Origin of the sequence: Brackiella oedipodis DSM 13743 (assembly GCF_000621025.1) — a bacterium.
GTDB classification, from domain to species: Bacteria; Pseudomonadota; Gammaproteobacteria; order Burkholderiales; family Burkholderiaceae_B; genus Oligella; species Oligella oedipodis.
This window is the reverse complement of record NZ_JHZJ01000011.1, coordinates 44,947-57,455: the sequence shown is the minus strand read 5'-3', so window position 1 is coordinate 57,455 and position 12,509 is coordinate 44,947. Positions and strand designations below refer to the sequence as shown.

Genomic DNA, 12,509 nt, shown 5'->3' with positions numbered 1-12,509 from the left:
GAGATACAAAAAGACCGATTTATGCTTTATAAATCGGTCTTTTTTGGACTTTAACTGGCTGAGTGTTAAGCCGAGATTGGCGGTTTAATAGCCTTGATCGCAAGAAAATAAAATATCATCACCATGAGTTTTGGCGACTTCAAGCATTTGTAAAAGAGGCCATGAGCGACGTGAAACGCCTACATGCTCCGCTATTGGGTGCTTATCGGCATTGCTCTCATCGAGTTCTTCTTCGCGCTGATCGTGGGCTGCATAAGACTCATCTTGTGGTTTTTCTTCGGCGCTGGCCGCTTCAATATTGGCAATGGCCTCTGGAATTTGCGCAACAGTAATGACCCCTTCAGAGGGAACTTCTGAATAATTTCGACCCATAATATTAAAGATCTCTAGGGCATGCTTATCAAGCATGACGATGTCTGCGCTGTTTTTGGAGCTAAAGGTCACAATCATTATATAGGCCTCATATTGGTTAAGATAAATAAATTTATAGCAAGGGTTTTAGCTTGTCAAATCAGTGACTACACCCGCTGTGCTTGAATACCAGCCTTCGCTACCCTAGGCTATTTTTGTCACTCTGATAGTGTATAACAGAGTTGCAAGGGCACAATAAGCTTTTTAAAAGCTTTTATAACAAATAATTATGCACAACATCACCCGCTCTTGCCCTCACAAACACTTTCTCCTAACTCCATATCCAGACCGTCGTGCTGCAAGGTGGCGCCTGAAGGCTTGGCTCAGTCTATTCACTAGTTTGAGTGTGCTGCCTGGCAGCTTGATGGCTCAAGAACCTGTATCTACCGAGATAAGTGGTGACTACTGTGTACCCAGTGAGAGCGGTAATCCTTGCAATAGTCAGGATGAGGGGCCGAGCCTAAATTTGGGGGCGGGCAACCCCGTGAATTTAGCCACTGGCAATAAGTTTCAACGGGAGGATGATCTCCCTTTAAGGAGCTCGGGTCTCGAATGGCAGCGCTATTACAACTCCGCCCTCATTACTGAGCAATTAGCGCGAAGCCAGTCAATCCAGCCTTTTGGACCAGGCTGGCGCCATAGTTATAGCCGACACTTATATATCAGCGCTCAACCTGTGGCTACAGGTCACAAAACCACATACCATTACCAAGCATTTATTTTGGATGATGACGGCACGCGCATTGATTTTCAGGATTTTAGTTCGACCCAAACAAGCAGTCAAAGTGTAGATGGTACTAGCCAACTTCAGTTTGATCTCAGCGGCCAGTGGATTTGGTCAGAGGCCAAAGGGATAAAGCATATTTTTAATAGAGCAGGCGAACTGGTGGCCTACGAACATCCGCTTTGGCCCCGTTTAGAATTTAGTTACGAACAAGGGCTAGACGGGGTGCGCGATGGTCATCAGACTCGTCATCTTAGCCATGAAGAACTTCAAGCACTTGCATCGCAACGACGTCTTGCGGCTATCCATAGCGCGGATGGCGAACGTCTCGAACTCAGTTATCAATTAATCGCCAAGCAGCTGCGTTTGGTAAGTGTACAAAGTCCAGTAGGTCAATTTAGCTACCAATACGATTTTCTGTCGCCAGTCCTCAACCATAAGCCTCTAGGTCCGATCGAACCGCGCTTAATTCGCGTTCAGAATCCCCAGCAATGGCAGTTTTTATACCGCTATCAAGTGCCAACGTATGCCGAAAAAGACCGTATAAAGCCGCTTATCACGGGCCTTGATCCCCAAAAAGAGGCTTCACAAACAAGGCAACACGCGCCCTATGATCCCTATTTGTTAAGCGCTATTGCGCACCAAGCTCCTGGGCAAAAGCACCCATCCATCACTAATCTCTGGCGTTACGATAGCGGATCCCACTATCGAGCCAAGGTCACACAAATCATGGTGCTTCAGCCCAAAAACAATCTCATTTATAAAGCCGACCTGGACTATAGCAAGACACCTTTGGCACCCGATGATGAGGGGCTGACCCTCATTCGCAGTCATTATTATTACGTACCCAAATTTCAAGACAAGCAAAACTCATTACCTCTGGAAGCACTGGAAGCAGCCACTCCTTTTAAATCGACGACCACTCAGGTCCAGTATCGTTGGCTTAATCACCGCTATGTGCTGGAATCCGTTAAGGGCGCTGCTTGCCCGGTATGTCCTAAGCCTGGCACGCACGCTAGTTACAATCAACGCGGCCAACTGACACAATGGGATGATCAATATTTTTCGCATGATCGCTTCGGGCGCTTGCAAGCACTTAGCTTGCCGTATGGCGCATGGCAACGCCTAGCGCTACAGTTCGATGCCAACGCTTATCCCGAAGTCTGGTCCACGCCAAGCACTGCTAGCACATGGCAGCGATTTACGGGTCCTCTACTCAAACGGGTTAACAACGCTGACGGTTATAGTCAGAATTTTGCCTACGACAAGCAAGGTGACATTAAGTCTTTTAGCGCTTCTGCCTCCGGTGCGCCACCTGATTTTTCTGCTCATTTACAAAAAATCGATGAAGCCACAATTTTACTGAGAGATTCAGTAGGCAGCGAACGGTTTCATTTCGATCAAGCCAAGGGGCGACTCACAAAAACAACCATCCGTTTTTTGCAGAATGCACTGGCAAAAGATGGTCAAGCTGAGGCCTATACCCCTTCCCTAAAAATCACAGAATCCTTTAGACCTGATTATGCCAACAAGCAATTACGCCATGACCTGCCGGAGGGCGGATACCTTTTGTATGAATACGAAGCGGCCAAAGCGCAGACTTCAGCATTAGGCCAAACCGCTAGGAACCGTCAAGCACTACAACTCAAACAAATCACGTGGTTTAATCAGCGGCATCAAGCTCAGCAACTTTGGCGTAAAGGCAATAATAATTTTGAATATGGCAACCACCTTGTACTCCATAGTCAAAAAACGCACCCCGCGAGTTCAGTGGTGCGCCGAGTCGCCCCCGTCTATCGTGAGCACCTAGAGCTACGACAAATGCAGAACCCTTTAGCGCCATCGGCGTCCTCTAGTGAGTCCAGCATCCGCTCACAACGACCATACACGGTTTTACACCAAGAAAAACGGCGCTACAGCGTCACGGGTTTGCTCCAAGAACAGCGTATTGAAGGGCAACAATCATTGGCTCAACTGACGGTACATCGTGATTTTGACTACACCCCCCAAGGTTCACTGCACAGCATCCACAGTGATGGTCCTGCGGTTCAGGGGCGACGTGAGAGCTACTATCAGTGGGATCGCGATGGCCAGCTATTGCTGCGTCTCAATGGCGATCAGTCAGGACTCAATGTTTTCGAGAATGATACGCGCTTTACCCAAACAGGGCTTGCGCTGACCACGCCTAAATTCGACTTGCATTACAACAGTCGTGGTTTACTCGAAAGCGTCACGTCGCGACCAGCTTCTCCAACAGAATTGCGCTCACCTAGTGTGCACTATCTATACAATGCCCTCGGTCTACGCACAGCCAAACAGCAAGAAGCCCGCGAAACTCAGTTTTTTTATGTAGACCAACAATTAGTGGCAGAAGCCAGCTTTAATCCAGCAACTACGGAGTCACCCCGTATTACTCGACGCTATATTTATGATGGCGTCACGGCCATTGCCATGTTGGATTACACCCAAAATCCCGAGGGAGAGATCTTTTATATTCACAATAATATGATTGGTCAACCTTATATGCTAAGCAATGCTAAACAAGAAATTGTTTGGCTCGCGCACCTGAATGCCTTTGGTTACGCTGACATTAGAAAAGCCTCTATCGACTTTAACTTACGCTTACCTGGTCAGTATTTCGATGCTGAAAGCGGTCTACACCAAAACACCTATCGCTATTATGATCCTCAGGCCGGGCATTACTTGCAAACAGATCCGCTGGGCCCCCAACTGACGACTAGCCCTTACGGCTATGCAGATCAAAGACCATTGACTCGCATCGATCCGCTGGGTCTATTATTGTTTGTTTTTGACGGTACGAGCAATACGCCTGAAAGTGAAAGTAACCCCTACAAACTCATGACCTTATACAATGACGGTCCTGTCCACTATCATGCTGGACCGGGGACAGAAGAAGCGATACATCCACATTATGATGCCGACAAAGCAGACAAACTTGCCTCCTCCAAACGTGAATTTGACGAGTACTGGATCAATCCTCCCTTCAAATGGTATGATTCGCTTGTCGCTATTACAGGATCCAATATTCTTAATGCACAATGGTATGAATTGATTCAAGAACTCAGTCACTTAGGCAAGCCCGACGCCAAAAAAACGGTTCCTATCGACATTTTTGGATTTTCTCGGGGAGCAGCACTGAGTCTAGCATTCTCAAGTCGTATTGCTGACTATACACATAAAGGCTTATTTACTTACGAAAGTGAATGGTTCCCCGATCAAACTATACAAGCTTGCGTTAACCTGCGATTTATGGGTTTATTTGATACGGTGGCTCAATTTGCAGCCTTAGGTGCCCATAACTATCTGTATGATCTTCGTGTTGCGCCCGCCTGGAAAAGTGTGGCTCATGCTGTAGCTCTGCATGAATTTCGCACAACATTTCCCGTCACGGGGCTTTCTCAATATAAAAATGTCAAGGAAGTGCCTTTTATTGGATCGCACTCTGATATTGGGGGAACGCTCTTTGATGATGACCTGAACACTACTTATCAGCAACTGTATGCAAAAAAAGACCAAAACAGTTTGGTACTCTCAGCCTCGAGCAATCTCAATAACAGTGATAACTGGTTTCGGTTTACTTGCAAAGAAAGTCTGGAGAGGCCAGACGGCGCAAAAGCTCAACCGTGCGAGAAATACAGTACGATGCGTAATGTCAGCGCAGAGAGGACTCACGACGATGCTCAAACTTCAGCGACTATCGCTAAGCCTAGTAGTGATTTAGGCAATATTCCGCTCAATTGGGTCTATAGTCAAGCGCGTTTGGCAGGCGTCAATCTAAAGGATCTCAGTAGTTCGGCTAAATGGCACTTAGATACTGTACAGCATCCCTTTGCCCATTTAGATTGGACTAAACAACTAGAGGAAGATTTTGGTGAGATCTACTATGATCGAAATATCGAAACCTGGAATGAAGGGGGTAGCATACCAAAAAGTTTTCTAAGGGATCCTGTAAACGCTTTATACAACGCGGCTGAACTAATACCGCCCTTTCACCCTTATATGGTTCCACGGTGGACGAAAGCAGTTTCTTATTACCTAAGACACTATTACTATGACCGCGACGTGGGTAGATACGTTAAATTGAGAACTTTTAAGTCAAAACTACAGTATAAGGACAAGCAGCTGGGTAAGTTCGAACGCAGAAATGTTTCTACTTTCGTCAAGGCATTTGTGCCAGATAATCACTTTATAGGTGACAAATATATGGGTTTAGCAACTGCTACGCCTGTAAAGATGGTAGAGGCATCTGTTTATGTACTCAGACAAGTGGGCGTATTGTCCAAAAGCGCCCGCGCCCTGATCAATGCCCAAGACTACGTAAATTACTTAGAGCATAAGCTCCATTGGAAAAGCGGTCTTAAGTTCACTTATAATCAAGGTTTAGACATTCATTGATGGGCAAAGCTTAGGCCTTTTTTCCAAATTTCATTTTTTTGCACCTATTGTCACTGCATAGTATCGCTATGCTTTGCGATAGGTGCTGGCTTTTATGTATTTGTTTTGCCACCACTAAGAGAGATTCACAATGCTATTGCAGCTTCAGCAGCAACTTTCCAACTTTATACGTGAAGCGGTTCAACAAAGCCTGCCGCAATGTCAAACAGATTTTAATATTAAGTTAGAGCGTCCAAAACAAGCGGCGCATGGTGATATCGCTTGTAATATAGCGATGCAATTGGCCAAAGCTAATGGTCTTAAGCCGCGCGATTTAGCAGAGCAAATTGTGCAGCATTTAATGGCCAGTGAAGCGAGCCAACAATTCATCCAAAACGCAGAAATTGCCGGTCCAGGGTTTATTAATTTACGTTTGCATGCGCACGTAATTCAAGAGGTGATTAATGTCATCCGTGAACAAGGTCAGGAGTACGGCAATAGCCAACTGAATCCACAAAAATTAATCGTAGAATTCGTTTCTGCCAATCCAACTGGGCCGCTCCATGTGGGCCATGCGCGCCAAGCCGCTTTAGGTGATTGTATTTGTAATTTATTTACCGCTACGGGGGCTCAGGTTCACAGGGAGTACTACTACAACGATGCGGGTAATCAGATTGACAACCTCGCCTTAAGTGTCCAGGCACGTTTACAAGGAATCCAGCCGGATGATGCCCATTACCCTGCTGACGGCTATCGTGGTGAATACATTCAAGAAATAGCCGAACAATTCAAACAAAAAGCTACTGTCAACGCCGACGACCAGTCGATCACGGCCAGCGGCAATACGGACAACATTGAGGACATACGACGTTTTGCGGTCGCCTACCTGCGCCGCGAGCAAGATATGGACCTCAAAGCCTTTAATCTGCAATTTGATCGTTACTATCTAGAAAGTTCGCTATACAGCGATGGGCTAGTCGAACAAGTAGTGCAGACGCTAACCCAAAATGGTTATGTCTATGAAAAAGACAACGCACTCTGGCTCAAAACTACCGAGCTTGGCACTGGCGATGACAAAGACCGTGTGATGCGCAAAACCGATGGCGGCTACACGTATTTTGTGCCAGATGTGGCTTACCACCTCACCAAATGGCAGCGCGGTTATCATCACGCCATCAATATTCAGGGTAGTGATCATCATGGTACGGTCGCGCGTGTTCGCGCAGGCCTGCAAGGCCTAGAAATCGGTATTCCAAAAACCTATCCATCTTATATTTTGCACAAAATGGTCAAAGTCACCAAGGGTGGTCAAGAAGTCAAAATATCCAAACGGGCAGGAAGTTATGTCACCATGCGCGATTTAATTGACTGGGTAGGACAAGACGCTGTGCGCTTCTTCTTGATCCAGCGTCGCGCCGATACCGAGTTTGTGTTTGATATCGATCTTGCTCTTTCTAAGAGTGAAGAGAATCCTGTTTACTATGTGCAATATGCCCATGCGCGAATTTGTAAGATTCTGCGGGACTGCCAAGCGGATGCCGCCGCATGGTCACAGGCAGATCTTTCATTGCTTACCGCCAACAGCGAAATCAACCTTCTCAAACGTCTTGCCGAATTGCCTTCGCTCATCCAAACGGCGGCTCAGGAACTTGCTCCGCATCACATTGCCTTTTGGTTACTCGATTGCGCCGCTGATTTTCATGCATGGTATAACGATCAACGCATCATCGTCGAAGATGATGCGCTACGTCTTGCGCGTCTAGCCTTAGCCGATGCTTCGCGTCAAGTATTAGCCAATGGTCTTAATCTTCTGGGGGTTAGCGCTCCTGAACAAATGTAATTTAACAGGTATTTCATGGCCACCAAAAAATCTACTCGTCGCCGCAGCCCCAGCAAAAAAACTAGCAAGGGCTCTAGCTTCAAAACCTTATTACTCGGCTTATTGCTGGGCTTGCTGATTGCTGCGGTGCTCTATTATCTTTATGGTCGCAATGAGCGTACAGGACCGTTTTTGCCTGCTTCGGGACCTACTCAACGCCCAGCACCAAAACCATCAGGACAAGCTAACCCACCTGAGCAGCCAAGTCATGGCGTACCGGCACCGCAACCTAACACAGCGCCTGCCACTACTGCTGGCAGTAGCAGCAAACCCAATGCCCCGCATGACAGGCCTGTGAACCCGTCTCAAAATGACGCGGGTCGTGCATCTTCGGCGCCCAAAGCCACAGAGGATTCGATTGGTCAGTTTTTACAGCAACAAAAGGCGCCTACGAGCGCTCCCAAAAAAGCCCCAAAAAAATCAGCACCCGCTGAAGATGGGATTGCTAAGTTAATTCATACGCTGCCGGCTGACTCCCAAGACCCTCAAAAGTCAGCGGTAGTCATTGACCAGCGCCACATCGATCTTAAACAAGCCACGGCCGCGAGTCCCAAACAACTGCAAGTAGGCGTTTTTAAGAGCTCTCAAGAAGCCGAGAGTTTCCAGGCGCAGTTGCTACTCAATGGCTTTTCTCAAATTAATATTGAGCATGGTTCGCTCAATAACAAAGCCGTCAGCCGCGTCTTGTTGGGTCCTTACACCGCTGAATCCGACTTACAACAAGCCATTAAGGCACTTAAGGCTCAAAAGATTAAGTACAAAGTGATAGGGAACTAAGTGGCCGCTATCATGTCTATCAATGATACCGCCGCTGTCTTTTATCAACGCTCATTTAGCCAAAAATTTAGCGGCTTTTGCTGACTTTCTAAGCTCAGCACCGTTTATGGCGTTTGACCGCTTAAGCGGTGCCACCATTTAATAACATTTTTAAGGGTACGTATATGACACCATTCCTCAAAAAAATCCTGCTCACGGGCGCTTTTTCTATGAGTTTGTTAAGTCTTAGTCAAGTGGCGACGGCAGAAGAAAAATTCAGCACTTATGAGCCGCCGATTGCGACCGATAGCGCTGATGGTCATATTCAGGTCCTAGAATTTTTTGCTTATAACTGCCCACATTGTGCACAATCTCAGCCCTTTGTTGATAAATTCCTCAAACAAAAAGACGACAAGGTGGATTTCACCTCCGTTCCTGTGAGCTGGAACGTCAATATGGAGGATATGCAGCGTCTGTATTACACCCTTGTGGTGCTAGATCGCTTAGACCTTCACGACAAGGCCTTTAAAGCCATTCACGAAGAGCACAAAAAACTCTTTAAGCGTGACGACATCATTGACTGGCTGGCTCAACAGGGAGTCGACAAAGCCAAAGCCGAATCTGTATTCGATTCTTTTGGTGTCAGCACCAAAATCAAGCAAGCACGTGAAATCACCGATCGCTACAAAATCGATGCCACACCAACCATTGTGGTCGACGGTAAATATGCCACCTCTCCTGCCATGGCGGGTGGCTATGCGCAAATGCTCGAAGAAGTCCAAGCCTTGGTACAAAAAGCCCAAGACCAATAAGCGTTGGCTGAATATGTCATGCTAGGCGCTGAGGTCGAGAATCAACGATAGCCAGCAACCGCTTTATAGCAATTCTTTACCTGAATTAAAAAAGCCCTCGATACCTGAGGGCTTTTTAAGTGCCTAGCGAATCCAACGATTGACTCACCTACGCGTCACCTACGCGTGGCTTTGTGATCGTCTTTGTCAACTCGCTTCAAAACAATCCGCTAAGCACGCATAAGCGACTGCACTGAAGACTTTAGATAACCCCTGCTTTTTGCAAAGCTTGGCTTAGGTCAGCAATTAAATCATTGACATCTTCTAAGCCAATATGCAGACGTAACACCTGTGTATCGTCTTCTTGCCAATAACTATGTTGTTTAAGAGCGCTAGTCCATACCAGCTGCACTAGGCTCTCATAGCCGCCCCAAGAAAAACCGATACTAAATAAATCTAGCGCATCGACAAATGTGCGCGCTTGCTCATTACTAATCTTGAGTTCCACCGACATCAGACCATTACCTCCCGTCGCATCGCGCTGCCAAAGCGCATGGCGCTTATCGCCAGCATAAGCGGGAAAGTAAATCTGTTTTGTGATACCCAACTGCGCAAAGAAGTCGCAGACCTTGAGGGCGTTTTCAGTATGCTGCTTAAGTCGGATGGCTAAGGTGCGCACACCACGCAAAGCCAGCCAAGCATCATCAGCGCTGATCGAGTAGCCCATGGCATATTGGTTATTCATGATTTGTTGGCTGAGTTCTTTGCCTTTGACCATGACCGCCCCCATCATCAGATCAGAGTGACCACCAATATACTTAGTACCCGCAATAATGGTGATATCGGCGCCCATCTGTAATGGCTTATAAATCCAGCCTGAACCCCAGGTGTTATCCACCACCAAAATCAAATTATGTTTTTTGGCTAATTTTGCTAGAGCGGGCAAGTCTAGCGTTTCCATCAATAACGAGCCCGGCGACTCGGTATAAAGCACCTTAGTTTCGGGTTTAATGGCAGCTTCTAGGGCGGCCAAGTCATTGCCTGGACAAAAATCCACAGTAATGCCCATGCGCGACAATACAATTTCGCTGACCTCTCGAACGGGTCCATACACATTATCAGTCGCGACAAAATGATCACCCTGACTCAATAAAGAAAATAACGTCATGCAAATTGCCCCCACCCCAGAAGAGGCTAAAAAGGCTCTATCGGCACCTTCAAGGGCGCAAAATACTTTTTCAAGTTCATGATGCGTATCCATGCCCATGCGACCGTAGCTGACGACGCGCTGACCTTGCGCTTTGAGGCCATTGGCTTTCTCGAGATCCTTTAGGCTATTGAAGCGAACCGTACTGGTACGCATCGCCGGCAAAGGCACAGGGGCCGACGGGTGGTTTTCATCGAGTGGCGCTGTGCCAAGATGTTGCAAACGAGTGAGTAATTGATATTCTTTTTTCATGCAATCTAATCCTTATTGATTGGGCTAGCCGCTCACTTAGGGCGTCCATTTAGGCGTTTTAAAAACTCAGCTCCCAGTACGAGGCCTTAGAGCGAGGCGTAAGTGCAGTCACCAAGACGCGCAGGGAGCAAGCGACGGTAGCGCTTAGCGGTATGGCTTGTTTAGTCATCGAGTTATGACATAACATACTATAATCTTAATGAATTTTGCTGATTTAGCAATGCTCGCATTCGAGCAAGCATTGTATTGCAGGTTATACATGGCTTTTCCTCTGTTATTGTCTTTTTTTATCTCTTCGTGCCTGATGGCCATGTCTCCTGGTCCCGATAATATTTTCTTGCTGACCCAAGCCGTGCGTCATGGTCGACGTGTAGGTTTTGCCATTATTGCCGGCCTGTGCACCAGTTTATGTGTACATACCAGTATTGTCGCTTTGGGTCTAGCAGGTATCTTGAGGCAGTCACCTATTTTTTATTTGCTGCTATGCTTACTGGGCGCCAGCTATCTGCTGTTCTTAAGTTGGAATGTCTTTAAGGCACCGCCCTTAGTGGTCGATACGCGTGCCACTAAATTGCCTCCAAGTGCGCCCCAAAAAAGCCTGTGGTCGGCCTATCGTCAGGGCTTTTTGATGAATATTAGCAACCCTAAAATTATTTTCTTTTTTATATTTATTACGCAGCCTTTTATACGTCCCGAGCAAGGTCATGTGGCCGTGCAATACATCATCATGGGGGCGTTGATGATCCTCTCAACGATTATCATTTTTGGGCTGATTTGTATAGGGGCCGAGCAGGTGGGCCGTTATATGCAAAAACAACCCCAAGCTCAACGCTGGTTTAATCGCATCTCAGCGTTTATATTGGGGGGCTTGGCTATATATTTAATCATCAGCGCCATCGCGCAAGCATAACGGAACCAAGCCCCTAGGCTTGTGCATAAACCCATGTATAACTTCGAGAATTCTGTGCATAAGTGCTGTGTAGCGATGGGCTTATAGCGCCTTAAACTTATACACACCCTCGGCATCTTGCTGCCTTTGCAATTTACCTGCAAAATACAGCGCATGTAAATGGGCCAAGGCCTCGCCCATAGCAAAGGTCAGTTGATGCAAATCCAACTGCCTTTTAAACATAATCGGCACAATCTCCGCACAACTTCGCGCTTGCTCTTGACAGGCTTGCCATACCTCATCCAAACGCTCTTGGTGATGCTCTTGCTGCTGTTTAACACGCTCTGCAATGCCCTTAAAGGGGCGACCGTGCGACGGTAGGACTAAGGTATGATCCGGTATCTCTAAAAACTGTTTGACGGTTTGCAAATAGAGGGGCAAAGGATTACCTTCTGGATCAGAATCAATCACACTAATATTGGTAGAAATCCTTGGCAAAAGCATATCGCCACTTATCAAAATATCCAAATCTGCACAATATAACGCCATATGCTCGGGCGCGTGGCCATAGCCTTTGATAAGGCGCCATGTATGTTGACCAATCGACAGCTGCTCGCCATCCACTAAGCGATGATAGCTTTTGGGCAAGGGAGCCACTAAGCCTGGGTAATAACGCGCTCTTTCACGGATTTTTTCGAGGGATTCTGGATCACGCAAACCGTGTGCGGCAAAATGTCGTACGGCATTGTTACCGCCCGTCACACCGCCCTCTGGGTCCATTAACATACAGCGCGCCACAAAATAATCCGTCATGCTCATATACAAGGGAGCTTGCCAACGCTCGCAGAGCCAGCCCGCTAAGCCCACATGATCAGGATGCATATGCGTGACAATTACCCGCACTATGGGTAAGCCCTCTAAAACATGATCAAAAATCTCTTGCCATAGGGCTTGTACCGCTGGTTTATTGATGCCACAGTCAATTAAGGTCCAACCGCGTCGGTTTTGGTATTCATCGGCCAGCAACCAGACATTGACATGATCAAGGGCAAAAGGCAAAGGCAGGCGTAACCATTTCAGGCCCTCCGTAATGGTGATGGCGTGACCAGGTTTAGGTAATTGCTCTTGCCAGGGAAAGTGGAGTTTTGCTTCGTTTTTATTCATGCTCAAACCTCATCGTCACAGTCGTTTAAAACTGTCGTATT

The 12,509-nt window shown here is 47.0% G+C and carries 8 protein-coding genes; 5 read left to right on the top strand and 3 right to left on the bottom strand.

Annotation, left to right across the window (positions count from 1 at the left end):
• Positions 1-84: 84 nt before the first annotated feature.
• Complete coding sequence (locus tag Q335_RS0102625; protein WP_028357304.1) at positions 85-450, bottom strand: DUF1840 domain-containing protein; 366 nt, start codon at positions 448-450, stop codon at positions 85-87.
• Between the two features lie 325 nt (positions 451-775).
• Between Q335_RS0102625 and Q335_RS0102620 the strand changes: the two genes are divergently transcribed.
• The 4 genes from Q335_RS0102620 (at position 776) to Q335_RS0102600 (ending at position 8,977) form a co-directional block, all read left to right on the top strand.
• Complete coding sequence (locus tag Q335_RS0102620; protein ID WP_028357303.1) at positions 776-5,551, top strand: RHS repeat-associated core domain-containing protein; 4,776 nt, start codon at positions 776-778, stop codon at positions 5,549-5,551.
• 130 nt (positions 5,552-5,681) lie between these two features.
• Positions 5,682-7,370, top strand: a complete 1,689-nt coding sequence (argS, locus tag Q335_RS0102615) for an arginine--tRNA ligase (protein WP_028357302.1) — start codon at positions 5,682-5,684, stop codon at positions 7,368-7,370.
• Positions 7,371-7,385: 15 nt separating this feature from the next.
• Positions 7,386-8,186 carry an SPOR domain-containing protein gene (locus Q335_RS0102610; RefSeq protein ID WP_028357301.1) on the top strand — a complete coding sequence of 267 codons (801 nt, stop codon included), beginning with the start codon at positions 7,386-7,388 and terminating at the stop codon, positions 8,184-8,186.
• 164 nt (positions 8,187-8,350) lie between these two features.
• A complete protein-coding gene (locus Q335_RS0102600) occupies positions 8,351-8,977 on the top strand; it encodes a thiol:disulfide interchange protein DsbA/DsbL (protein WP_038369273.1) in 627 nt (208 codons plus the stop codon).
• Positions 8,978-9,218: 241 nt separating this feature from the next.
• Here the strand turns inward: Q335_RS0102600 and Q335_RS0102595 are convergent, their stop codons facing one another.
• Positions 9,219-10,415 (bottom strand): trans-sulfuration enzyme family protein, encoded by a 1,197-nt coding sequence (locus Q335_RS0102595; RefSeq protein WP_028357299.1) that lies wholly within the window; start codon positions 10,413-10,415, stop codon positions 9,219-9,221.
• Between the two features lie 259 nt (positions 10,416-10,674).
• On the opposite strand from Q335_RS0102595, the gene Q335_RS0102590 reads away from it, so the two are divergent.
• The gene (locus Q335_RS0102590; RefSeq protein ID WP_028357298.1) at positions 10,675-11,325 is read left to right on the top strand and encodes a LysE family translocator; all 651 of its coding nucleotides are present in this window, start codon (positions 10,675-10,677) and stop codon (positions 11,323-11,325) included.
• Positions 11,326-11,406: 81 nt separating this feature from the next.
• Here the strand turns inward: Q335_RS0102590 and Q335_RS0102585 are convergent, their stop codons facing one another.
• On the bottom strand, positions 11,407-12,468 hold the full coding sequence (locus Q335_RS0102585) for an MBL fold metallo-hydrolase (protein WP_028357297.1): 1,062 nt from the start codon (positions 12,466-12,468) through the stop codon (positions 11,407-11,409).
• Positions 12,469-12,509: the final 41 nt, after the last annotated feature.